At 43.3% G+C, this 24,665-nt stretch carries 24 protein-coding genes and 1 pseudogene; 17 read left to right on the top strand and 8 right to left on the bottom strand.

The genetic code is table 11. The features are described 5' to 3' along the window. Nucleotides 1–152: 152 nt before the first annotated feature. From MHI53_RS06270 to MHI53_RS06280, 3 genes are all read right to left on the bottom strand, one after another. Entirely contained in the window at nucleotides 153–644 is a 492-nt protein-coding gene (locus tag MHI53_RS06270) for a YajQ family cyclic di-GMP-binding protein (protein ID WP_061143053.1), read from the bottom strand. Nucleotides 645–761: 117 nt separating this feature from the next. After that, a complete protein-coding gene (locus MHI53_RS06275) occupies nucleotides 762–893 on the bottom strand; it encodes a DUF3941 domain-containing protein (protein WP_081092478.1) in 132 nt (43 codons plus the stop codon). A 68-nt stretch (nucleotides 894–961) separates the two neighbouring features. Next, entirely contained in the window at nucleotides 962–1,828 is an 867-nt protein-coding gene (locus MHI53_RS06280; RefSeq protein WP_061143052.1) for a DegV family protein, read from the bottom strand. A gap of 155 nt (nucleotides 1,829–1,983) precedes the next feature. On the opposite strand from MHI53_RS06280, the gene MHI53_RS06285 reads away from it, so the two are divergent. Further along, nucleotides 1,984–2,826: a YitT family protein gene (locus MHI53_RS06285; RefSeq protein WP_061143051.1), complete on the top strand. Its 843-nt coding sequence runs from the start codon at nucleotides 1,984–1,986 to the stop codon at nucleotides 2,824–2,826. Between the two features lie 139 nt (nucleotides 2,827–2,965). Then, a pseudogene (locus MHI53_RS06290) lies at nucleotides 2,966–3,217 on the top strand (general stress protein); the annotation flags it as partial. A gap of 37 nt (nucleotides 3,218–3,254) precedes the next feature. Here the strand turns inward: MHI53_RS06290 and MHI53_RS06295 are convergent. From MHI53_RS06295 to MHI53_RS06305, 3 genes are all read right to left on the bottom strand, one after another. Then, a complete protein-coding gene (locus MHI53_RS06295; protein ID WP_061143049.1) occupies nucleotides 3,255–3,452 on the bottom strand; it encodes a DUF3813 domain-containing protein in 198 nt (65 codons plus the stop codon). Then, nucleotides 3,452–3,598, bottom strand: coding sequence for a hypothetical protein (locus MHI53_RS06300; RefSeq protein ID WP_057912450.1), 147 nt, complete (start codon nucleotides 3,596–3,598; stop codon nucleotides 3,452–3,454). The genes MHI53_RS06295 and MHI53_RS06300 overlap by 1 nt, the downstream gene beginning before the upstream one ends. A 104-nt stretch (nucleotides 3,599–3,702) precedes the next feature. Further along, nucleotides 3,703–4,518: a Cof-type HAD-IIB family hydrolase gene (locus MHI53_RS06305; RefSeq protein ID WP_100533812.1), complete on the bottom strand. Its 816-nt coding sequence runs from the start codon at nucleotides 4,516–4,518 to the stop codon at nucleotides 3,703–3,705. Between the two features lie 190 nt (nucleotides 4,519–4,708). Here MHI53_RS06305 and MHI53_RS06310 point away from each other — a divergent pair, with 190 nt between their 5' ends. From MHI53_RS06310 to moaA, 3 genes are all read left to right on the top strand, one after another. Then, nucleotides 4,709–5,497 (top strand): alpha/beta fold hydrolase, encoded by a 789-nt coding sequence (locus tag MHI53_RS06310; RefSeq protein WP_340373045.1) that lies wholly within the window; start codon nucleotides 4,709–4,711, stop codon nucleotides 5,495–5,497. 124 nt (nucleotides 5,498–5,621) lie between these two features. Then, on the top strand, nucleotides 5,622–5,930 hold the full coding sequence (locus MHI53_RS06315; RefSeq protein ID WP_061143046.1) for a metal-sulfur cluster assembly factor: 309 nt from the start codon (nucleotides 5,622–5,624) through the stop codon (nucleotides 5,928–5,930). 106 nt (nucleotides 5,931–6,036) lie between these two features. Next, nucleotides 6,037–7,050 (top strand): GTP 3',8-cyclase MoaA, encoded by a 1,014-nt coding sequence (gene moaA / locus MHI53_RS06320; RefSeq protein WP_340373046.1) that lies wholly within the window; start codon nucleotides 6,037–6,039, stop codon nucleotides 7,048–7,050. A gap of 208 nt (nucleotides 7,051–7,258) precedes the next feature. Here the strand turns inward: moaA and MHI53_RS06325 are convergent, their stop codons facing one another. After that, a complete protein-coding gene (locus tag MHI53_RS06325; protein WP_340373047.1) occupies nucleotides 7,259–7,948 on the bottom strand; it encodes a Crp/Fnr family transcriptional regulator in 690 nt (229 codons plus the stop codon). A 233-nt stretch (nucleotides 7,949–8,181) separates the two neighbouring features. On the opposite strand from MHI53_RS06325, the gene argC reads away from it, so the two are divergent. The 10 genes from argC (at nucleotide 8,182) to clpB (ending at nucleotide 22,241) form a co-directional block, all read left to right on the top strand. Then, a complete protein-coding gene (gene argC / locus MHI53_RS06330; protein WP_340373048.1) occupies nucleotides 8,182–9,228 on the top strand; it encodes an N-acetyl-gamma-glutamyl-phosphate reductase in 1,047 nt (348 codons plus the stop codon). 16 nt (nucleotides 9,229–9,244) lie between these two features. Continuing rightward, nucleotides 9,245–10,477 (top strand): bifunctional ornithine acetyltransferase/N-acetylglutamate synthase, encoded by a 1,233-nt coding sequence (argJ, locus tag MHI53_RS06335; RefSeq protein WP_061143042.1) that lies wholly within the window; start codon nucleotides 9,245–9,247, stop codon nucleotides 10,475–10,477. Nucleotides 10,478–10,492: 15 nt separating this feature from the next. After that, the gene (argB, locus tag MHI53_RS06340; RefSeq protein ID WP_340373049.1) at nucleotides 10,493–11,266 is read left to right on the top strand and encodes an acetylglutamate kinase; all 774 of its coding nucleotides are present in this window, start codon (nucleotides 10,493–10,495) and stop codon (nucleotides 11,264–11,266) included. Then, nucleotides 11,263–12,414, top strand: coding sequence for an acetylornithine transaminase (locus tag MHI53_RS06345; RefSeq protein WP_340373050.1), 1,152 nt, complete (start codon nucleotides 11,263–11,265; stop codon nucleotides 12,412–12,414). The genes argB and MHI53_RS06345 overlap by 4 nt, the downstream gene beginning before the upstream one ends. A gap of 84 nt (nucleotides 12,415–12,498) precedes the next feature. Continuing rightward, the gene (locus MHI53_RS06350; protein ID WP_340373051.1) at nucleotides 12,499–13,581 is read left to right on the top strand and encodes a carbamoyl phosphate synthase small subunit; all 1,083 of its coding nucleotides are present in this window, start codon (nucleotides 12,499–12,501) and stop codon (nucleotides 13,579–13,581) included. After that, nucleotides 13,574–16,693: a carbamoyl phosphate synthase large subunit gene (locus MHI53_RS06355; protein WP_340373052.1), complete on the top strand. Its 3,120-nt coding sequence runs from the start codon at nucleotides 13,574–13,576 to the stop codon at nucleotides 16,691–16,693. Before MHI53_RS06350 ends, MHI53_RS06355 begins: the two co-directional genes overlap by 8 nt. After that, nucleotides 16,690–17,649: an ornithine carbamoyltransferase gene (argF, locus tag MHI53_RS06360; RefSeq protein WP_340373053.1), complete on the top strand. Its 960-nt coding sequence runs from the start codon at nucleotides 16,690–16,692 to the stop codon at nucleotides 17,647–17,649. The genes MHI53_RS06355 and argF overlap by 4 nt, the downstream gene beginning before the upstream one ends. Before the next feature lie 132 nt (nucleotides 17,650–17,781). Then, complete coding sequence (locus MHI53_RS06365) at nucleotides 17,782–17,961, top strand: YjzC family protein (protein ID WP_061143036.1); 180 nt, start codon at nucleotides 17,782–17,784, stop codon at nucleotides 17,959–17,961. A 280-nt stretch (nucleotides 17,962–18,241) separates the two neighbouring features. Beyond that, nucleotides 18,242–19,189, top strand: a complete 948-nt coding sequence (locus MHI53_RS06370; RefSeq protein WP_340373054.1) for a fumarylacetoacetate hydrolase family protein — start codon at nucleotides 18,242–18,244, stop codon at nucleotides 19,187–19,189. Between the two features lie 463 nt (nucleotides 19,190–19,652). Beyond that, a complete protein-coding gene (clpB, locus tag MHI53_RS06375) occupies nucleotides 19,653–22,241 on the top strand; it encodes an ATP-dependent chaperone ClpB (RefSeq protein WP_340373055.1) in 2,589 nt (862 codons plus the stop codon). A gap of 80 nt (nucleotides 22,242–22,321) precedes the next feature. On the opposite strand, the gene MHI53_RS06380 is transcribed toward clpB, so the two are convergent. After that, nucleotides 22,322–22,516 carry a YjzD family protein gene (locus tag MHI53_RS06380; protein ID WP_061143033.1) on the bottom strand — a complete coding sequence of 65 codons (195 nt, stop codon included), beginning with the start codon at nucleotides 22,514–22,516 and terminating at the stop codon, nucleotides 22,322–22,324. Nucleotides 22,517–22,810: 294 nt separating this feature from the next. Between MHI53_RS06380 and MHI53_RS06385 the strand changes: the two genes are divergently transcribed. Continuing rightward, nucleotides 22,811–23,533 (top strand): alpha/beta hydrolase, encoded by a 723-nt coding sequence (locus MHI53_RS06385; RefSeq protein ID WP_061143032.1) that lies wholly within the window; start codon nucleotides 22,811–22,813, stop codon nucleotides 23,531–23,533. A gap of 102 nt (nucleotides 23,534–23,635) precedes the next feature. Continuing rightward, nucleotides 23,636–24,460, top strand: coding sequence for a hypothetical protein (locus MHI53_RS06390; protein ID WP_340373056.1), 825 nt, complete (start codon nucleotides 23,636–23,638; stop codon nucleotides 24,458–24,460). Nucleotides 24,461–24,665 lie beyond the last annotated feature (205 nt).

The following is a 24,665-nucleotide window of genomic DNA, read 5'->3' on the forward strand; positions in this document are numbered from 1 at the left end:
ATAAATTGCCGTAAATTTTTCTTGAAAGTTCAAGAATGCAACATCCTTAGTCTTACCATGTTCAATGAAGCAAATTCATTCAAAGTGAGAAGGTAAAGCCCTGTATGAGAGGCCAAAAAAAGACCCACCCCGACGGGTAAGGTCTATCTTAATTAGCGATAATTCAGGAATTGGACGTCAATCGAGAGATCGGCGCCCCTGATGGCTGAAATGATTCCTTGCAAATCATCCCTGTTTTTCCCGGTAACGCGAATTTGGTCATCTTGTATTTGGCTTTTCACCTTAAGACCGCTATTTTTGATGATCGTGTTGATTTTTTTGGCTTGTTCCTTATCAATGCCTTGAATTAGCTTGGCCCGTTGGCGAACAGTTCCGCCAGACGCACCTTCCAATTTGCCATAGTCCAAATTCTTGATCGGTACGTCCCGTTTCACGAGTTTACTGATAAGGACATCCTTTAATTGTTCAAGCTTATATTCATCGTCAGACACTAAAACGAGGTCTTCCTTTTCAAGGGTTATGCTGCTTACACTCCCTTTAAAATCATAGCGTGTCTGAATTTCTTTCATAGCCATGGTCACTGCATTCGTCACTTCCGAAAAGTCTACTTTGGATACTATATCAAATGAATTTTCCTTTGCCATCACTTACCTCCAGCAGGGTTTATTTCCTTCATTATAGAGAAAGTGTGCAAGGAAGACAACCAAATTGACCATAAATGGCTGCATGACTAAAAAAGCGAGGGGGCAAGCCCCTACGCTTCATTTATGATCCGTTTTCTTCGAATAGGAGTGTTTACCTGCAGTGAGGTTTTCCTGATAAGCGATATTTTTTTCGGCATTGATCGCTTGATTGTCTTTCGGTCTTTTATTGTTATCAGTGGTTTTGGACATACTGAAAACTCCCTTCCATAATCATGATCAATATTATGATTCACAATGATGGGAGGAAGTATGTATGTTTATGATTTCTCAGGGGTATCGTTTAAGAAGAAAAGGGCAATTGTGCCAGGGCCTGCATGAGCGCCAATGACGGAGCCGATCGTGTGGATCATGAAATCGCTCGTCCCGAATTCATTTTGGATGGCTTCTTTCCACTCCAATGCCGTTTCTTCATCATCGCCATGACTGATGGCAATCGTTTGGGTTGTTAAGTTTTTGCCTCTTTCATGCATTAATTCAATGACACGTTTAATCAATTTCTTTTTGCCGCGAATCTTTTCCAGTGGGACCAGTTTCCCATCTTCAACGTGTAATAACGGTTTAATGTTTAATAATCCGCCAACAAGGGCAGAAGTTTTGGAGATGCGGCCTCCGCGTGCCAAATATTCAAGATTATCCACCGTGAACAGATGCTCCATATGGCGGGTGCGAAATTCGATATCAGCCAGGATTTCTTCTTTCGATGCACCGTTTGCCGCTAATTCGGCGGCTTGCTTGACGATTAAGCCGACACCCATCGAAGCGCATTTTGTGTTGACGATTTCAATATCAAGAGCAGGATATTCTTCCTTCACCTGATTAAGGATCATCACAGCCGTTTGGTAGGTTCCGGATAGCTCAGAGGAAAAGGCAATATAAATCCCCTGTTTTTCCTCCTTGGCAAATTGCCTGAAAAGTTCTATTAAGTATTCCGGGGAAGCTTGGGATGTTTTCGGCGCTTTTCCGTCAATCATCGCCTGATAGACTTCTTTAGAATTAATGGTAAGCAAATCTTCATAGTTTTTCCCATCAAGGTGGACTTGTAAAGGGATCAATGAGACATTGTTTTCCTTATAGAAAGACAATGGCAAATCACATGCACTATCTGCAAGAATTGTGATAGCCATAATACACCTGCTTTCTTTTTACAGTTTTTAGAAAATGAGAGTTCACTCCACTTTTTAGTGTAGCACGTAAACGCAAAATTTCAATCCATACGTAAATAGAATAAATATTTATGGGTAAAAAGATAATAGGATAAGGGTGAAATGGAGGTTTTATGATGTATAGTGGCGAAATGAAGAAAATCATCATAGTTGTGGTCGGGGCATTCTTGAATGCCATCGCGATGAACTTTTTTCTAATACCGGCAAATGTTTATGCAAGCGGCTTTACGGGAGTGGCTCAGCTTCTATCGCGAATGATTGGGTCCTTTGCTCCTTTTAATGTTTCTACAGGGATTTTATTGCTGTTATTGAATATTCCCGTAACCATCATCGCATGGCGGAAAGTTGGAAAGTCCTTTACCTTTTATAGTTTTCTTAGCGTTGCTTTGATGACACTCTTTATGGAAGTGATCCCCATTACAAGATGGTCTCCTGACATATTATTGAATGCCGTGTTTGGCGGTGTCATAGCTGCTGTGGGCGTCGGAATCACCTTGAAGTATGGTGCATCGACAGGTGGTATGGATATTATTGCCATGCTGCTGTCGCGGAAAAAGGATAAACCTGTTGGCACTTATTTATTCCTGCTCAATGGCGTGATCATCGTTACGGCCGGAGCAGTTTACGGACCGGAAAAAGCTTTGTATACATTGGTCACGTTATACACATCTACTCGTGTTGTGGACGCGATACATACACGCCATGAAAAGCTTACGGCCATGATCATTACAAAGAAAAGCGAAGAACTTAAACAAGCCATCCATGCCAAGCTTGTCCGTGGAATCACGAGGGTTCCGGCTAAAGGTGCATTCACTAATGAAAATAAGGAAATGTTATTGATTGTCATTACAAGATATGAACTTTATGACCTGGAACGTATCATTAAAGAAGTGGATCCTCAAGCCTTCACGAACATTATCGAAACTTCAGGAATCGTTGGCACATTCAGGAGGGAATGATATTAACGGCAAATTAAAACCATTACACTTCGTTTACAGATGGGAGTTTTGTTGGCATTTCCTGTTTACTGCTTGTTCAAAGCGGTTACTTCATATAGTGTAGCGCCAATTCAAAAATCTACCGAAGGAGTGATGAAAAATGGCTAACGATGAAAAAATGAGCAGGCAGGAAGCAGGACGTAAAGGCGGGGAAGCCACTTCAAAAAATCACGACAAGGAATTTTTCAGGGAAATTGGACAAAAGGGCGGCAAAGCAACATCCAATAACCATAATAAGGACTTTTATCAGGAAATTGGGCAGAAGGGCGGAGAGGCCACTTCCGATTCTCATGGCAAGGCATTTTATAAGGAGATTGGGGAAAAGGGCGGAAAAGCCCGAAAGGATAATAATTGAACAAAAGCCTCCAGGATATCCTGGAGGCTTTCGCTTATTTCGTGTGGTTTTCCAACTCTTCCTGGAATTCCCGCAATTGTTCTTTCTCAGCCTCGGTCGAGTTGGCGAAGGCGGATGAAAGAGCGTTTTTAGCGATATCCTCGGTGTTGTGCTGGTCACCGTCATGGTCATGCTCAGAGTGAAGGGCTTCTTCAACAAATTCTCTAGCTTTCTGGAATAATTTGTTTCCCATTAGAAGCCACCATAGCTTTGTTCAGACATGATTCTTAACCTGTCTTTTTCAGCCTGTTCAAACGTGGTGTGATAAGGGATCCTTTCGGCATGCTTGGCAACACTTTCTTTGCCCTGCTGTACAAATCGTTTAGATTTACTACCCATGCTTATCTCCTCCGATTCTGAGCGTTGTGAACAACAGAAGCAAATCTGTTGTCGATATTAGTTTGGCTTCGATAGGAGATTTTATGAAGGTAAAAAATGCCGCATCAGAACTTTATATTGAATTTTTCTTCAAGGAAGACAGCTATTCCATCTTCTTCATTCGTCAAAGTCGTCATATTTGCCACCGTCTTAACAGGCGAGATGGCATTTCCCATAGCAACGCCGGTTCCTGCATAATCAAGCATTTCCAAGTCGTTGTCCTCATCCCCGAATGCAATGATCCGGTCTTGGGGGATTCCTAGATAGTTGGAAACGCGTTTTAGGCCGACCGCCTTGCTTAACCCGCTTTTAATGATTTCGATGATATGGAAAGGCTCCGCCCAGCGGCGATGATCGACCAATTCTGCATGCACATCGGATAAATGCTGGCGAATCGATCCTACATATTCACTGTCTGTATGGATGAGCATCGATGTGGGGGAATCCTGAAGAAAATTGCGCAAGTCACCCGTCGTCATGGTTGGATTGCCTAAATTGAACATGTCCATCAATTTCTGATCATGATGATGGACGTAGACGTCATCACGGACTTCAGCGATGATGTTATGGTATTTAAATTGATCACAAGCCTCCACGATATCTTTCGCAACGCTTATATCAAGCGGAGAGTGATATACCCCCCAACTTGTCTGTAATGGATGATGGACGAAAGCTCCATTGAAATTGACGATTGGTGTAGTCAAGCCCAATTCGCGGTAATACAGTTCGCTTGAACGAAACGGACGACCGGTGGCAATCATGATTTCATGTCCATCTTCTTTTAATTTAAGCAATGTTTGTTTAGTCTTTGCAGAAATGGTTTTTTTATCGGTAAGTAAAGTTCCATCAAGATCCAATACGATTAAATGTTTCTCAGCCATGTACACACCTTCTGTTCTTTTTGATTTCATTATATGCAAATATTGTTAAGCCTATTTTAAAGTAAATGTAAATCTTTTTCATTCTTTATGCATTCCTGTATGATATTACTATATCCAGGATTATAATACTTAGAGCGAGTATGGAGACAACGGGAATCATTTTAGGGTGAAAATATTCGGAGGGGTTAACTTGATAATAATCGAAAAAGAACAAATAGGACAAATTCCTGCCTTACACTTGAGTGAGCAGACTACATTCCATCAGGAATTGCCGCTCATCATTTTTATACATGGCTTTCAAAGTGCGAAAGAACATAATCTTCACTATGCCTATTTATTGGCTGAAAAGGGTTTCCGGGTGCTTCTTCCCGATGTAATTCATCATGGGGAAAGGGATTCTGGTTTAAGCGATTCCGAAATGATGCCCCTTTTCTGGGAAATGGTTTTACAAACGATAAAAGAATTATCTGTGATGAAGGATGAATTATTAGGGAGAAAATTAATTGACCCTGATAGGATTGGCGTAGCGGGTACGTCAATGGGGGGGATCGTGACGAACGGGGCACTTGCCGCTTATGAATGGATAACGGCCGGAGTCAGTCTGATGGGGAATCCATCATATGTCGCGTATGCAGAGCTCCAGATCGAAGAAATTAAGAAAAGGAAATTGCCCTTCCCTGTAACGGATGAGGAAGCCGGCAAAGTGATGGAATATCTTAAACCGTACGACTTGAGTCTCAATCCAGACAGGCTTGCCAGCCGCCCGCTTCTTTTTTGGCATGGAGCTAAAGATCCGATCGTCCCTTATCAGCATGCGTATCGCTTTTTTGAAGGAGTCAAAGCGGGGTATGATGGGGCAGAAGGGAAAATCGAGTTCACCCTCGACCCAAAGGCTGGCCATAAGGTCAGCAGAGAAGGAGTGCTTATGACAGCAGGCTGGTTCGAGAAACATTTGCTGCCAACTGTGCAAAAAGCTTAAGTACTCACGCAAAATCTGTTATGATTCTAATACAGACGCAGTGTAAAGTCTAGATCGGGACAGTTTGCGATGAAACCGATAAATTTTAGAAACGAAGAGATTTTTCATAGAAGGAGTGATTGGTGTGGATCAAGATACAAAAGACGTTATTCTTGGAGCTTTGGAGCAGGTCATTGACCCTGAGCTTGGTATAGATATCGTGAATTTAGGTTTGGTATATGATGTGGACATGGATGAAGCAGGTCTGACTACAGTTACGATGACGTTGACCGCAATGGGCTGTCCGCTAGCTGGGACGATAGTCGATCAAGTGAAATTGGTTCTTGAAGATATCCCGGAGGTCAAGGAGACAGATGTGAAGATTGTCTGGAGTCCGCCATGGACCAGAGACAAAATGTCCAGATATGCCAAAATCGCATTGGGAATCAAATAATCGACAAGGAATAAAAATGGGAAACCAGTCGCATAGTGAATCCTTCATAAGGGTGAAGCTTTTTGTGGGCTGGTTTTTTCTGATACGCTGGGTTAGGAGTGGTTAATTGAATAAACCTATAAAAGATTCATTGGGCAGACCATTGAGGGATCTAAGGATATCCGTCATCGATCGGTGTAACTTCCGCTGTCAATACTGCATGCCAGCAGAAATTTTTGATGATTCGTTTCAATTCCTCCCAAAAAGTGAACTGTTATCTTATGAGGAAATCGTGAGGGTTTCGCAGATATTTGCTGACTTAGGAGTTAAAAAGCTCAGATTGACGGGCGGGGAACCATTGTTGCGGAAGGATCTTCCTATACTGATAGCTGCGCTCGTTAACATTGAAGGGATAGAAGATATTGGATTGACCACGAATGGCGTATATTTGAAAAAACATGCCGAGAAGTTGATGATGGCTGGTTTACAGAGAGTGAATGTCAGCTTGGACAGCCTCGATGATGAACTGTTTAAGCAGATGAATGGCAGGGGGATCGGGATCGAGCCGGTTATTTGTGGCATAAGAGCTGCCAAAGAAGCCGGTCTTGGTGTTAAAGTGAATATGGTGGTGAAAAAAGGAACCAATGAATCTCAGATCCTTCCCATGACCCGTTTTTGTAAAGAAGAGGGCATCACCTTACGGTTTATCGAATTCATGGATGTCGGTCATACAAATGGCTGGCAATTGAAGAATGTGGTAACGAAAATGGAATTGCTTGAAATGCTTCAAACTGAATTCGACCTGGAGCCTGTGGAAGAAGAGTATTATGGAGAAGTGGCAAAACGCTTCCGTCATAAAGGAACGAATACGGAAGTGGGCTTCATAACATCCGTATCCGAGTCTTTTTGTTCCAGTTGTACACGTGCCCGCTTATCTGCCAATGGAAGTTTATACACGTGCCTGTTCAATGGAAAGGGCCACGATTTGAAGTCCGTGCTCCGTTCTGACATGGCGGATGAGGATTTGACCGAGCTCATCCTTTCATTGTGGAATGATAGGGATGACCGCTATTCAGATGAACGGGCAGCGGGAACCTTGAAAGGACAGGAAAAAATCGAGATGTCATTCATCGGAGGTTAACCGATTGCCATCCCGAATTTAATCTGTATATGTGAAACACCGAGGATGAGTGCCAATAGCATTCATCTTTTTTTATACAATTTTTATGCAACTTTTTTTGATGGGGAAAGATATTGTTAACGAACCCGCAGCAAGGAAAATAAGGCCATGGTCCCGGTGGGGATGTATGAGTATGGTCTTATGCATTGTCTGTTTTAGGGAGGCGGCTTCAATCGATCGTGCAGATTTCGATTGGACAGTTTTCACAATCGATCTCTTGTTTTAAATAATCAATGTCAAGAATCGTAATGATCCCCTTTTTGATGGAGACGACATCATTTTTCCTTAAATGAGAGAGCAATCGATTGACCACCTCACGTGATGACCCGCAAAAATTGGCGAGTTCTTGGTTTGTAAAGGGAAAATTGATGACTTTGCCATCTTCAACTTCCTTCCCATAGCTATTTGATAAACGGATGAGGGTAGAGTAAAATGCCCCTTTTTTTCCGTGCAGGAGCATATCGCGGAATTTCGCCTGATTTTTGCGGTTTTGAGCGGACAACCAAGTTATCATCTCGATTGCAAGGCTGCTATCGGAGGAAATTTTCTGTTCCAGCGATTCTTTTGATATAACCGCCACATTGCCATCTTCCAACATTTTTGCATTCATCATATATTTTGGATTAAGAGAAAAAAGGATGGTTTCTCCAACCAAGTCATTCTCCGAACAAATGCGCAAAGTTAAATCCCGTCCGTCTGGAACAACCTTGCTCAGCTCCACTTTGCCGCTCAATATGTAATATAAATCATTTGCGGAGGTGCTTTCCTGAAAAAGGAAGCATCCTTTTTCCATATGTTTAATGTGCTGTCTATTATCTAAAAGGGCATGCAACCGTTTTGATAACGATGATCCATTCATGTTAATAACCACCTTTCAAGTGAAGGGATATCCAATTACTACCTTTGATTTAAACGGAAAAACAACTAGCGGTCAACATATATGGATAAATGTAGAATTTAGCTGAAGAGGAATTGCCTCTTGGAATTAAAGACTGAAATTTTATAAAAATACATTTGATTTTATTTTTATTCAGTCATATAATAATAGAATCAAATAATGACAGGGACAAAAAAATACAGGAGTTGGTTAATGTGTTTGTATCAATTATAGGCGCCACAGGTTATGGAGGGCTGGAATTAATCAGGATTTTGAATAATCATCCGCAATTCAAAATTAAATCATTACATACTTCATCCCAATTTGGTCGAAGTTTACATGAAGAAAATGCACATTTAATGCATATGAAAGACAAATTGGAAAAAATTGATCCGGAGGCTATCGCTAAACACTCGGATATTGTATTCCTTGCCACCCCTTCAGGTGTATCTTCGCGATTGATTTCCGAATTTTCAGACCTTGATATTAAGGTGATTGATTTATCCGGTGATCTTAGGCTTCAAACCCCGGGTGAATATGAATACTGGTATAAGAAACCGGCAGCGCCAAAGCCCATCATTGAAGAAGCCGTATACGGATTGTCTGAATGGAATGCAAAAGCGATAAAGAAATCGAATATTGTTGCCAATCCAGGGTGCTACCCTACGGCATCACTTCTAGGCCTTGCTCCTTTGTATACGGAAGGGTTGGCTGGCGCAGCTTCAGATGTGGTAATCGACGCGAAATCCGGAGTTTCCGGAGCGGGTAAATCCCCTTCAGCCGTAACACATTTTAGCGAAATGAATGAGAACTTCAAAATATATAAAGTGAATCAGCATCAACATATACCGGAAATCGAACAGCAGCTTGGGCGATGGTCGCCGGGGATGCAGCCTATACAACCCATTACCTTCAATACCCATCTCGTTCCGATGACTAGGGGCATAATGGCAACGATGTATATAAAGGTGGATCGTCAAACCTCATGGGAGGAATTGGTCGACTTATACAAAACAGTTTACGAGGATCATCCATTTGTCCGGGTACAGCCGCTCGCTCAATTTCCATCCACGAAACAGGTGTACGGATCGAATTTCTGTGATGTCGGTGTCGCCCATGATGAAAGAACTGGTAAAGTAACGGTGGTTTCGGTCATTGATAATTTAATGAAGGGTGCTGCAGGCCAGGCCATTCAAAATGCCAATCTATTAATGGGACTGGAAGAAACGGCAGGGCTTTGGAACAGTCCCCTTTATCCTTAAAATATGGAGGAGAAAAATGAATACATTACAGACAGTTGAAGAAATCAAACAGATTAAAGACGGAAACATCTTAATTGCACAAGGCTTCAAGGCATCAGGGGTCCATGCTGGATTGCGGTACTCAAAAAAAGACGTTGGCATCATTTTTACCGAGACACCAGCTTCAGCCGCTGCGGTTTATACCCAAAATTTAGTTCAAGCGGCTCCAATCGATGTAACCAAGGATAGCATTGCGGCTACAGGGAAACTTCACGGTATCGTGGTCAATAGTGCATGTGCGAATGCTTGTACTGGAAAACAAGGCATAAAGGATGCAAAGGAAATGAGAAAGCTGGCGGCGCAAAAATTCGGCTTGGAGGATCATGCATTCGCAGTCGCTTCTACCGGTGTCATCGGAGAATACATGGAAATGGAAAAAGTGAAAAAAGGCATAGACGTATTGCAGCCAAATCATACACCCGGGGCTGCTGAAGATTTTGGAACTGCCATTTTAACAACGGATATCGTAACCAAGAGCTGCGGCTATGAAACGGTCATCGACGGCAAAACCGTGAAAATGGGCGGAGCGGCGAAAGGGTCGGGAATGATTCATCCAAACATGGCCACCATGCTCGGTTTCATAACAACGGACGCTGTCATCGAATCTGCGGACTTACAGCTTGCCTTGTCCTCAATTACGAATGATACCTTCAATCAAATCACGGTCGATGGCGATTGTTCCACGAATGACATGGTATTGGTGCTGGCGAATGGAGAGGCGAATAATGAACCTTTGACACCCACACATCATCAATGGTCCATTTTCTTGGAATTACTGAAACAAACTTCCGAAAATCTGGCCAAACAAATCGCCAAAGACGGGGAAGGGGCCACGAAGCTGATAGAAGTGAATGTCCATGGGATGCATACAAAGCAAGATTGCCAGATGATGGCGAAGACGATCGTGGGTTCGAATCTAGTGAAAACGGCAGCGTTTGGCGCTGATGCGAACTGGGGACGAATCATAGCGGCGATGGGAAGAAGCGGAGTGGAATTCCAGCCTGATCAAGCAACGATCGTATTTGGTGATATTGTCGTACTTAAAGATGGTGAACCGGTCCTATTTTCTGAGGAAGAAGCAAAGGCCTACCTTGAAAATGAAAATATCATCATTCATGTCTTTTTGAAGGATGGGCAGGAAATAGGAACGGCATGGGGCTGTGATTTAACATATGACTACGTAAAAATAAACGGAAGCTATCGTTCTTAAGGGGTGTTGACAAGGATGAATATATTGGTCATCAAGTGCGGGGGCAGCATCATTAATGAGTTATCGGAGTCTTTTTTCCATAGTGTCAATCAGCTGCAGGATCGCGGCTATCATATTGTCTTTGTTCATGGCGGCGGTCCTGATATCAATTCGATGATGGAAAAATTCGAGATCGAGCCAATCTTTGAGGACGGGTTAAGAAAGACGACCGCGGAAGTATTGGGAATCGTCGAACTCATGCTGGCTGGCAAATCGAACCGAAGTCTCGTTCATAAACTGGAAACGCACGGAATTCGGGCAGTGGGCTTGAATGGATCGGATGGCGGGATTCTTACAGGCGGGTTTATCGATGAACAAAAACTGGGAGCTGTTGGAGAGATACAGCAAGTCAATCCGGAATTGCTGGGGATTTTATTGGAAAAGGGGTATTGTCCGGTATTGACACCAATCTCGATAACGGGTGAGGGCACCAAATTGAATGTGAATGCCGATATGGCTGCAGGCTCTGTAGCGAAGGCACTCTCTGCAGAAATGTGTTTATTTGTGACCGATGTAAAAGGGGTTTTAAAGGATGAGCAAATCATTGAGAGTTTGACTGAAACGGAAACATTGGGCTTGATCTTGGATGGGAGCATCCATGGCGGAATGATCCCGAAGGTCAATACAGCACTGTCGGTGCTCAATAAGGGGGTTGGGGAAGTGATGATCGTTAGCGGGAAAGATCATTTTTATAGAGCTGGACAGTTCATCGGCACGAAATTTCTTCAGGAAGAGGGGGTCATTCAATGAGTTATTTATTTCCTACATATGCAAGGTGGAACATTGAGCCGGATACAGCGATAGGAATGAAGATTACAAGTACGACAGGTAAAGAGTACCTGGACTTTACGTCGGGAATCGGGGTTTTGAATCTTGGGCATTGCCATGAGTCGGTAAAGTTGGCCGTCACGGAACAGCTAAATAAATATTGGCATGTATCGAATATGTTTCAGAGTTCGATTCAGGAGCGCACGGCAAAAATGCTGGCGGATGCCTCCGGTTTAAGTCAGGTGTTTTTTGCCAACAGCGGTGCGGAAGCGAATGAGGCTGCCATCAAACTGGCACGTAAAGCTACCGGGAAAAGTAAAATCATCACATGCCAGCAGTCTTTCCACGGACGGACATTTGCAACGATGGCAGCAACGGGACAGGAAAAAATCAAGACTGGATTCGGGCCGATGCTTGAGTGCTTTGAATATGTCCCGTTTAATGACAATGATGCCATGGTAGCTGCGATTGATGAGAAGACAGCCGCTGTCATGATTGAAATCGTTCAGGGAGAGGGTGGTATCCATGTCATAAACCAATCGTATTTGGACACGATCCAGACGCACTGCAAAAAACATGGGGCTCTATTAATCATTGATGAAATACAGACTGGGATAGGACGGACGGGAAAACCATTTGCCTTTCAGCATTATAATGTCCAACCGGATATCATCACCTCGGCAAAGGGTCTGGGAAATGGCCTGCCGATCGGAGCGATGATCGGACGTGAAATGCTTTCGGAGCATTTCAATCCGGGAAGCCATGGCTCAACTTTTGGCGGCAACCCTGTTAGCATCTCGGCAGCGGAAGCTGTTTTAAAGGAAATTTTCAAAGAAGGGTTTTTAAAAGAAATCGTGAATAAAGCTGAATATCTTAGGAGTGCATTGGCAAAGGCATTGCAGGATTCTGTCAAAGTGAAGGAGATCCGCGGGCTTGGAATGATGATCGGGATTGAATGTGAACAAGATGTTCAGGAATTCCTGGCTGAGCTTCAAGAAGAAGGTTTACTTGTATTGAGCGCAGGACCTAAGGTTCTTCGGCTGCTCCCCTCGCTTACTGTCACCGAGTCAGAAATTGATATGGCGGTCGTGAAAATAGAAGAAGTATTGGCAATAAAGCAAACAATCTAAATTGCTTGGATTTTTATAGAGTAAAATGAATAATTATGCTATTGTATATATAAATATACGCAGTCCACTACAGAGGTGAAGAACATGAAAAACTATCTATATTTAGAGAATGGTTCCGTTTTTGAAGGGGAACTGCTTACTGGACCCACTGAAAAAGCAACCTGTGGAGAGATTGTCTTTTTTACGGGAATGACCGGATATCAAGAGGTATTGACCGATCCTTCCTATAAGGACCAAATTGTCATTTTCACATATCCCCTCATTGGAAATTACGGAATTAATGAAAATGATTTTGAAAGCAAAAAGCCGCATGTTGCTGGCGTCATTGTTTATGAAGGGAATATGAGCCATTCCCATTATCAGGCAAAATATTCACTTGGGGAATATTTAGAAAAATGGGCCATTCCGCTGTTAAGCCATGTTGATACACGGGCGGTCGTTAAAAACATTAGACAGGAAGGCTCGATGCAGGCCGTCATCACAGCGGAAGAAGGATTCACGGTCAAACCAAGCCAGAATGATTTGGCAGCCCAAGTCGCCGAAGTATCGACAAAGGTGGTAGAGAGCTTTGGAGAAGGTGACAAGCACGTAGTGATGATGGACTTCGGATATAAGAAATCCATTTTGGACTCGTTGGTTGAGCAAGGCTGCAGAGTCTCGGTCGTACCATTTGACACTGGATTCGAACAGATCAAGGAGCTGCAGCCGGATGGGATTTTGCTTTCAAATGGGCCTGGGGATCCAAAACAGCTGGAATATCTTTTAGGGAACTTAAAAAAGATCATTACGAAATTCCCGACGATGGGCATCTGCCTCGGTCATCAATTAACGGCCCTTGCCTTCGGTGGGAATACAAAAAAAATGCTGTTTGGGCATCGCGGTGCGAATCAGCCCGTGGTCGATTTGAAAACGAAAAGGGTGTATATGAGTTCTCAAAATCATAGTTATGAGGTGGATGAACCAAGCTTACAGGGGACATCGCTTCAAGTTCGTTTCAGGAATGTCAATGATAGCACGGTTGAGGGCCTTATGCATGAAGACCTGCCAATTTTCACTACCCAGTACCACCCTGAGGCAAATCCGGGACCGAACGAGAGTTCACAACTATTCAATGACTTTTTACAAATGATAAATGACTATAGCGGGAGAGAAAAAGCCTATGCCTAAGGACAACACGATACAGACGATTTTAGTGATTGGTTCGGGGCCGATTGTCATCGGGCAGGCTGCCGAATTCGATTATGCGGGTACACAAGCGTGCCTAGCTTTAAAAGAAGAAGGATATAAGGTCATTCTTGTGAACAATAACCCGGCAACGATCATGACGGATGACATGAATGCGGATGCTGTCTACTTTGAACCTTTGACAGTGGATGTGCTGGAAAAAATCATTGCCAAAGAAAAGCCTGATGGCCTGCTGGCTACTTTAGGGGGCCAAACAGGTTTGAACCTTGCCTATCAACTGGATGATGCAGGAGTACTCAAGCAATATGATGTGAAACTATTAGGTACACCGATCGACTCGATCAAAAAGGGTGAAGATCGTGAATTGTTCCGTGAGCTGATGCTTGAAATTGATGAGCCTGTCCCGGACAGTACAATCGTTCATACATTGGAAGAGGCGCAAGCTTTCGCGGAAAAAATCGGTTTTCCCATCATCGTCCGGCCTGCCTATACACTTGGCGGGACAGGTGGCGGAATTGCTGATTCTTTGGAGTCATTCAAGGAACTAGTACGGGGCGGTCTCCAAGAAAGCCCGATTACACAATGCTTGATTGAAAGAAGCATAGCTGGGTATAAAGAAGTCGAATATGAGGTCATGCGCGATGGCAACAATACGTGCATCACCATCTGCAATATGGAAAATATCGATCCCGTCGGTATCCATACAGGCGATTCCATCGTCGTGGCACCTTCTCAGACCTTATCGGACGATGAGTTTCAGATGCTGCGTGCCGCATCGATCAAGATCATCTCTGCTTTAGGCATCATCGGGGGTTGTAACATTCAATTCGCACTTGATCCACATAGCAAACAATATTATCTGATAGAAGTGAATCCGCGCGTCAGCCGTTCATCGGCATTGGCTTCCAAGGCAACAGGATATCCCATTGCCCGCATCGCCGCAAAGCTCGCCGTCGGCTATCATTTATCTGAAATAATCAATCCTGTAACGAAAAGTACATATTCAAGCTTTGAGCCTGCCCTTGACTATGTAGCCGTGAAGTTCCCAAGGTGGCCATTCGACAAATTCACGGCCGCAAACAGAAAATTGGGAACACAGATGAAGGCAACGGGTGAAGTGATGGCTTTACACCGCAGCTTTGAGGGCGGGGTTCAAAAGGCCGTCGATTCATTGGAACTAAAAACGAATGGCCTGCAGCTTTTATCGTTGAGGGATAAATCCGTTCCAGAACTGTGGAAAAAACTTGCCGAAAAATCCGACGAACGAATTTTCGTCATATTCGAGATGCTTCGTAAAGGTGTGACCGTTGAAGAAATCCATGAAGCGACGATCATTGATTATTTCTTCCTTCATTCCTTCGCTTCGCTTATCGCCAAGGAAACTGAAATCACGTCCAAGTCAATCAAATCGGTAACAAAAGAAGAACTTCAGTTATTCAAAGAAAAGGGATTCTCCGATCGTTACCTTGCGTCCGTGTGGAATGTAAGTGAAATGGAAGTGAGGACACATCGAAAAGCGCTCGGAGTCACCGCTGTATACAAAACGGTCGATACTTGTGCAGCCGAGTTCAGTTCACATACGAACTATCATTATTCGACATATTTCGGTGAGAATGAGCAGAAGAAAACCAATAAAAAGAAGGTATTGATGATCGGCAGCGGGCCTATCCGGATCGGACAGGGAATTGAATTCGATTACTGTTCCGTGCATGGAGTTTATGCACTCCAGGATGAAAATGTTGAAACCATCATGATCAACAATAATCCGGAAACGGTAAGTACCGATTTTGCCACCGCAGACCGCCTTTACTTCGAGCCGTTAACATTGGAATATGTGCTTAATGTAATTGAAGTGGAGGATATCGACGATGTCATCGTCCAATTCGGAGGACAGACCGCGATAAACTTGGCAAAGGGTCTTGAAGATTACGGTGTGAACTTGTTGGGCACCACCTTCGATACACTTGATCAATTGGAGGATCGCGATCGTTTTTATCAACTTCTGCAAAAGCTGGAGATCCCGCATGTCCCAGGTTCGATGGCGAATGATGAACGGCAGTTAATGGAGCGTTCCGAGGCAATCGGCTTTCCAGTCCTATTGCGTCCATCCTATGTAATTGGCGGCCAAGGCATGGAAATAATCCGTTCGAAGGAAGACTTGATCCAAAGAATGAAAAATGGGGCCGCACTCGTTTACCCCGTGCTGATCGATTCCTATATACCAGGGAAAGAAGCGGAAATTGATTTGATTGCGGATGGAGTGGATCTATATATCCCAATCATTGCTGAACATGTTGAAAAGGCAGGCGTCCATTCAGGAGATAGCATGGCCTTATTGCCGGCACAAACCTTAAGTGATGAAATGAAAGCGAAAATGACCCTTTATGCCCAAAAGCTAGTTACAGAGCTGGGTTATAAAGGACTTATGAACATCCAATATGTGATTGAAGGAAGCAGCGTATATGTATTGGAAGTAAATCCGCGTGCAAGCCGGACAATTCCGATCATCAGTAAAGTCACAGATGTATCTTTAGTGCAAGTCGCAACAAAAATATTGCTTGGGAAATATTTATTGTCGAATGTGTTCGGAAAAACGGGATTAATGGAAGACATTCCGTATAAAGTCGTCAAATATCCAGTATTCTCAACGTTTGCCTTAAGCGGGCTTGACTCCAAGGTAGGTCCGGAAATGAAATCGACAGGTGAGGGAATTGCCGTTGGTAAAACGGTTAAAGAAGCTTTGGCTAAAGTATTCCATGCTCAAAAAGCCAAACATGCTTCAGGAGTTTACCAATCCAACTCAGTCCAGCTAAGTGCAGGATTGCTTGAGCAAATCACGGAAGCCGGTTTGATCCTGTGTGACACGGACTTTGAAAAATGGCTGAAAGACGGGAATGCCGCAATCGTCTTGGCTTATGGAACAACGGCAGAAGATAAGAAGCTAAGGCTTATGGCCGCAAAATACCGGTTGCTTGCGTTTACGGAAGAAGAGACCTTCAAGGCATATCTGCAATCGGCAGGTAATGCTGACCTAGAAGTAACCTCGCTTCAGGATTGGCTTGTAACCTATTCGAAAGGAGTGTCACACGCATGAGCCCGATTATAGTACAGGAACGCGCCAAGATTTTAAATGGAAAAGATTTTTTGACGATGAAAGAGTCTACACCTACAGAGATAGCAGAACTGTTAAAGCTGGCTCAGGAGATTAAGGGTAAATTACAGGCTGGCGAGGAATATACACCTTTAAAAGGAAAGACGCTTGGGATGATTTTTGAAAAATCATCGACCAGAACCCGTGTATCCTTTGAAGTGGGCATGATGCAGCTTGGCGGACACGCCTTGTTCTTAAGTGGAAATGATCTGCAAATAGGTCGCGGTGAAACCATTTCCGATACGGCTAAAGTCCTTTCGGAATATATTGATGGCATCATGATCCGTACGTTCGAACATGAAAAAATCCTGGAATTGGCGGGGAATGCGTCCATTCCGGTCATCAATGGACTAACTGATCTTGCCCACCCGTGTCAGGTGCTGGCTGACTTCTTGACCATCATCGAGATTAAAGGGAAGCTAAAAGGTTTGAAGATGAGTTATATCGGAGATGGCAATAATGTCGCCAATTCCTTGATGGTCGGCTGTGCAAAAATGGGTGTGGACTTTTCCATTGGATGCCCAGAGACCTACAAGCCTGATGAAAAAGTCGTCAGCTATGCGCAAAAAGTGGCAGAAAAGACGGGAAGTAATATTGTTGTGGCGACATCCGCCCAGGAAGCGATACAAAATGCGGACATCGTTTATTCCGATGTCTGGACGTCCATGGGGCAGGAAATCGAGAATGGAATCCGCTTGGAAGCGTTTAAGGATTATCAAATCAACAATGAACTAGTCAAACTGGCTAAAGACGACTATTTATTCATGCATTGTCTTCCTGCACATAGGGGAGAGGAAGTAACCGGTGAAGTCATCGATGGACCTAATTCCGTCGTTTTCCATCAAGCTGGAAATCGTCTTCATGCGCAGAAAGCGGTTTTAGTGGATTTAATGTCTTAACCTATGAGGTGTCCGCTCACTGAGCGGACGCCTTTTTTATTTGCGGATTTCCTTTTTGTCCTTAATTTTTCAGACATGAAAGGAAAAATCCTGGCAATAATAACAAGGAAAGCATGTAAAGGAGTGAAATCTATGGGGCAAAATCGTCAATTCAAGCCAGGTCAGAAGGCACCTAATAATGGGACCTACGTAGAGATTGGTGAAACGGGCAGTACGGTTGTTAATCCGAAAATGGTAAAACTCGATGCAGGAGATTCCTTTCCTGAAACATCCAATCATAACCGGATATGGACTTATCAGCGGAAGCCTTGAAAAAACTTAAAGCAGGGAAAAGGAGGGAATAACTCCTTTTCCTTATCTTCCTAATATGATTTGACTCAGCAATTTCCCTGCCTTGTTTTTATTCCCGAATAAAAAGATTGATAGTCTTGCATATCATCCATTTGCCATGTGGATTATGGGAGTTTTATAATGATATAGAAAATAAGTGAATTTCCGAATATTGAATCATTTATACATAAACAAAAGAAGTGGGCTTGGCTGCGTCCATGAGCAACCACCAATAAAAGTGATTAGTAAAGGAGAATGGGATATGAAATTAGTGACTTTCAGTAATGAAGGGTTTAAACGGATTGGAGCGCTTTACCCCAATGATGAAATAGTGGACTTGAATTATGCTTATCAAGCATTTCTTGAAAGTGAAGGGAAACTGCGCAGTGTACAAATTGCAAACGCGTATGTCCCCTCATCGATGGTCGATTTTTTACAGGGGGGCAAGGAAAGCATGGCCATTGCCAAGAAGGCGGCTGACTATGCAATCGATAATCGTGATTCATTTCGACATAAATTGATACATGCCATGGAGGATATAAAACTTGAGGCACCTGTCCAAAATCCAGGAAAAATCATCTGTGTTGGCCAAAACTATCGTGAGCATATTGCAGAAATGGGGCGAGAATTGCCACTTTTTCCGGTTGTATTCGCCAAGTACACGAATGCAGTGATCGGACCCCAGGATGACATTCCCTTCTTCCCGATCTCTGAACAGCTTGATTATGAAGCTGAATTCGCATTTGTCATCGGACAAAGGACACGCCAAGTGTCACAAGAAGATGCTCTCGATTATGTAGCAGGTTATACGATTGCCAATGATGTTACGTATCGCGACATCCAACGGCGTACAATCGAGTGGCTTCAAGGCAAAACGGTAGATGGAAGCGCTCCGATTGGACCTTGGTTGGTTACTTCCGACGAGCTGCCCGATCCATCCGGTTTACATGTTCGATTAACGGTGAATGGAGAAGAACGGCAAAAAACGAATACATCCAACTTCGTATTTGATGTGAAATATTTAATTGAATTTTTATCGAATTTAATGACCCTCGAACCAGGAGACATCGTGCTCACTGGAACGCCTGGTGGAGTGGGATTTGCGCGCAGCCCGCAAGTGTTCCTGAAAGATGGGGATGTGGTCAAGATCGAAATCGATAAAATCGGCTACCTTGAAAACCGCGTGAGGCGTGTTGGTGAGGGGAAATAGGACTGGTTAGGGAAATTCGGAAGTCACCTCATGCAATTTCCGAATTTGACGTTTCCATGGGTCTCGTTGCAAGCTTTACTCCTTCTATTTAAAAACAAACATGAATCTAGGCAAACTTGATTTATCGAGAAGGTAAAACAAAGTTGATTGGAACGGAGGGTACGGGACTCCTGAGGGGAATGCGAGTAACGGGAGATCCCGCAGGCGGAAAGCGAGTGACCCGATAGGAAAGCAACGGCCACATTGTACAACTCATAAACATTGACAAATACGATTTTCATCGAGTTTGTCTACAGTCTGACCTTTCTTCGTCATGGAGAAAGGTTTTTTCCTTTTTTTTAACTTGCATTGTGGATTCATGTTAACTTTTCTTTACATGGGGAAAATTAGAAGTATAATAAAAATATAAAGGTCAAAATTGGTCAAACTTAAATCGTTCATGTAATGATGGGAGGTATTCAGGATGGATATGAATAGAATGACCGAAAGAACCCAGCAAGCATTCATCGGGGGACAAGAGGTAGCCAGCGAGAGAGGGAATCCGGAGTTGACGGAGCTTCATTTATTGAAGAATCTTCTCGGGCAGGATGATAGTATATTGGTCAGGATTTTATCGGAATCCGATAAATCGCTTGATCAATTTGAAATGGAGCTGAATAAGGAGCTCGATCGTTTGCCGGAAGTAAGCGGGGGTGTTTCCCAGATTTACATGTCACCTTCACTTCAGCAGATCGTGACAGCCGCCGAAAAGGAAATGCTGGTGTGGGAGGATGAATATTTATCAGTCGAACATATCCTGCTTGCAGTATTGAAAGGCAGTAAAGCGAATGTTATCAAGCTTTTTTCATCATTTGGAATGGATTACGATAAAGCGAAAATGATCATACAGGATATAAGGGGGAATCAGCGAGTGACTAGTCAAAATCCTGAAAGCACATATGAAGTATTGAAAAAATACGGCAGAGACCTCGTTGCTGAAGTTAAAACGGGGAAGGTCGATCCTGTCATAGGACGTGATACGGAAATTCGAAACGTCATTCGAATCCTTTCACGTAAAACAAAAAACAACCCCGTATTGATAGGTGAGCCTGGGGTTGGAAAAACCGCGATTGTCGAGGGGCTGGCCCAAAGGATCGTCAGGAAGGACGTCCCGGAAGGATTGAAGGACAAGACCGTTTTTTCACTGGATATGAGCGCGCTTGTCGCAGGCGCAAAATTCCGTGGCGAATTTGAGGAACGGCTAAAAGCCGTATTGAATGAAATTAAGAAAAGTGATGGTAAAATTTTGTTATTCATAGATGAATTGCATACCATCGTCGGCGCAGGCAGAACGGATGGGGCATTGGATGCCGGTAATATGCTGAAGCCTATGCTTGCACGTGGCGAGCTTCATTGCATCGGGGCAACTACCTTGGATGAATATCGAAAATATATCGAAAAGGACCCAGCTCTGGAGCGTCGTTTCCAGCAGGTACTCGTGCCAGAGCCCGATGTGGAAGATACCATTTCCATCTTGCGGGGGCTGAAGGAACGGTTTGAAATTCACCATGGTGTCAGGATTCATGACCGGGCGATCGTGGCAGCCTCCGTTCTCTCCAACCGATATATAACGGAGCGGTTCCTGCCGGATAAAGCAATCGATCTTGTTGATGAAGCTTGTGCCATGATCCGGATGGAAATCGATTCAATGCCATCGGAGCTGGATGAAATCACGAGAAAGATCATGCAGCTAGAGATTGAAGAAGCGGCCTTGAAGAATGAAGAAGATCCTCAAAGTATCGCAAGGCTGGAAGTGCTGCAAAAAGAACTTTCGGAACTTCAAGATCAGGCGAATGGAATGAAATCCAAATGGCAAATGGAGAAGTCGGCGCTTCAAAAGGTTCAGGATCAACGTGAAGAACTGGAGAAGCTGCGTCATGAATTGGAGCAGGCCGAGAATGACTATGACCTTAATCGGGCAGCGGAGCTCCGGCACGGAAGGATTCCCGAGCTTCAAAAAGAATTGGAAGCGATGGAGGATGAATTGGAACAAGAAAAACAGGAGTCACGATTACTTCGCCAAGAAGTAACGGAAGAAGAAATTGCTTCGATCGTGGCAAGGTGGACGGGCATTCCTGTCAGCAAGCTGGTGGAAAGCGAAAGGGAGAAACTGCTTCGTCTATCGGATATCCTCCATGAACGTGTAATTGGTCAGGGGGAAGCGGTTGAACTTGTTTCTGACGCAGTTCTAAGGGCAAGGGCAGGAATCAAGGATCCAAACAGGCCCATCGGCTCGTTCATTTTCCTCGGACCGACCGGTGTGGGAAAAACCGAATTGGTAAAAGCACTGGCAGAAACGTTATTCGATAGTGAAGAACATATGATTAGAATCGATATGTCCGAATATATGGAGAAACATTCCGTTTCCCGTCTTGTTGGAGCCCCTCCTGGATATGTCGGTTTTGAGGAAGGCGGCCAGCTAACAGAGGCTATCAGGAGAAATCCATATTCAGTCGTATTATTGGACGAAATCGAAAAGGCACATCCTGAGGTATTCAATATTTTGCTGCAAATGCTCGATGATGGAAGGATTACCGATTCCCAAGGTAGAACCATCAACTGTAAAAATACGGTGATCATCATGACCTCAAATATAGGTTCCCATTTCTTGTTGCAGTCCAGCAGGAATGATGGCGCCATCGAAGAGGAAATCAAAGATCAAGTGTTCAAAGAATTAAGAGGGCATTTCCGCCCGGAATTTTTGAATCGCGTAGACGACATCGTTTTATTCAAACCTCTTACAAAACAGGAAATCGTTGAAATCGTAGAAAAAATGGTTCAGCAATTGCAAGTGAGATTAACCGAGCAGAATATTCGATTGAATGTCACTGAAGCCGCAAAGGAATTCATTGCCGAACAAGGATATGATCCGGTATATGGTGCAAGGCCTTTGAAACGATTCATCCAAAAGCATCTGGAAACAAAAATCGCCCGTCAAATCATAGCCGGGACGGACGGTCTAAAAGAAGGGATAACGATCGATCTTAATGATGATGAATTGGTTCTCCTTTAAATATATGAAATTCAGTTTAATCGAAAGAAAAGGGCGGTATAACAAAAAGGACATCCAAATAGGATGTCCTCTTTTGCTTCTTAATGCTGATGGGAGTCTTCTTCTGTTGGCCCAGCAGGCAAAATAGCAGGGATGATTAAGATCAGGATAGAAGCTGCTATTCCTAGAATCGATCCCTGTGCAGCATCGTATGAAACTCCCATCATGGAAGAAACAACATATACAGTCATATGCACTAATAAGAATGTCCAAAAAATTGTCCAAGCATAACGCATCGAAATTTCACCTCATTCCACTACATTCATTTTTATCTTACCATAATTAATATGCAGTTAAAACGGGTTTTTAATAATACCCGTTAAATAATTCAGTGCATTCACTGATAGAACCTTCCAGGCCAAGCGGGTCGATATCAAAGGTCATCACGGAAATCATTGCGGTCCATGGATGAAAAAATCCTCCCTGCTTGGTTAATTTAAGCTAAGAAGTTAGGCGTTTCCACTGACCCTTTCTATTTTACGTCATAAATTAATATAGTAGTAGTAATATTCCTTAAAGGAGTTAGACCGATGGAACAACGAACTTTTCAAATTGACGACCAATGGAATATCATCTATTATCCAGAGCGGCCCAGTGGTTTTTCCGTTTTGGTTATTGGAGATCGCAGTCATTTTGTCGAAAAAGACAGCAGCTTTTGGCTTCAGCACCCCGGCAGGCTGCAAATATTGGAATATTTAAAGGGATTCGGATACACGTTATTTTCATCCAATCTATATGGAGCCAACTGGGGCAGCCCTAAAGCAATGGATCTTTCCCTTAACTTATATATACTTTTCATGAAAAAGGAAATAGTCAATAAAAGGGTTCATGTATTGGCAGAGGGTGCAGGCGCGCTCCTCGCCTTGAAGCTAATGAATGAACTTGGCAATAATATCCGATCTGTCGTATTGATCGATCCGGTTTTCTCCTTGAAAGCGCAGCTTGAAAAAGAAAAGGAAAATAAATTTTTCTATAAAAAATGGCTGTCCGAGGTGGCAGCTGCATATGAGCTCGAGCCAGCAGAATGTGAAAGCTATATTCTGAAATCCGAAGAACCTGTAATCCCGGAGAAAATCCCGATGAAGGTAATTCAGGTTTTTGGAAGCATGCGGAAAGAGCAAGCCTCCCTTTACAGACAAATACAGCTAGCCAGAAAGGCCGACTTGCAGCTGACGTATTTATTGCCCGAAAAACGTTATAAAATCCCATCTCAAATCCAAAAATTTTTCAATCAAAATGAAGAGGATTTGTGAGTTTGGATATATTTACACAATGGTTTGCATACGATACAGCATCTAAAAAAACTAGACGTGCCGGATGAAGCAGGCTTGATGGCATACGAGGAGGCTGTATTGATGCAGACATATATTGTGATAGGCACTTATCAATTCATAGGTTTCTATGTGACTCAATATTTTTTGAACCAAGGTGAAGAGGTTATTGGGATAGATTGGGCTGATAAGGATGACAGCCCGTATATTATGGAAGAAAAGGAACTTGAAATAGGCAGAAGCGCTAACTATATATACTTTCCGGTAAATAAACTTAAGTTATTGGATATTGCTCGTCAGGACACGGTGTTCATATCTTGTTACGATATTTATCACGGGAAATATGGTAATACTGAATTACTGTTAAGTGAAATCGGTTCGTTCATTGAAAAATGCAAAAAGAAAGGTCTGAGCGAAACGCCAAATATTGTTCTGTTCATGCCAGTAGCAGAAGAGAGTTTGTTTCAATCCATCATATCCGCGATAGAAGGCATCGACTCTGCCAAAATCATATATTTACCGACGGTTTATGGACCTTGGCAATCGGAAGCAATGAGTTTTGAAGTGGGAATCAATCAACAAGGATCGTCTGTCATCGAAGCGGCCATTGCTAAAGAATATACGGGGGATGCCCTCTTCGTTTCTGATTTCGTGAGTGCTTTGGAAGGAGTACTTGCTTCTTCGGATAGGAGCATTCAATTATCAAGCAATATAGCCGATCACTGGAATAAATGTGCGGCGCATGTTTTTGATGAAGAAATCGCTTCATCATTTGCCCCAACACCCGAAATCAACAAAGGCAGCATAGTTGAGGTGCAATGCAACACGGATCCGCAGGAAGGCGTGGCCTTACAAAGAAAACATAATAAACGATTAAGCTTACTTAAAAAGTGGAGAAAAGCGAAATGAAGTGTTAAAGCAATTCCCGGAGGCGAAGGCTTTCATTATTCGTAAAGGAACGAACGGTATATTTGCCTCACGCCTTTTTGTCGAGTACCATAGAAGTTCATGGATACCTTATCCATGAACTTCTATTTTTTTTGATATTTAATTTACGCCCTTTACGAAAGGGACATGGCGAATTATGATAATATTGAGCTTTCTTTAGGCATCA

Origin of the sequence: Peribacillus sp. FSL E2-0218, from assembly GCF_037992945.1 — a bacterium.
Lineage (GTDB): Bacteria > Bacillota > Bacilli > Bacillales > DSM-1321 > Peribacillus > Peribacillus simplex_B.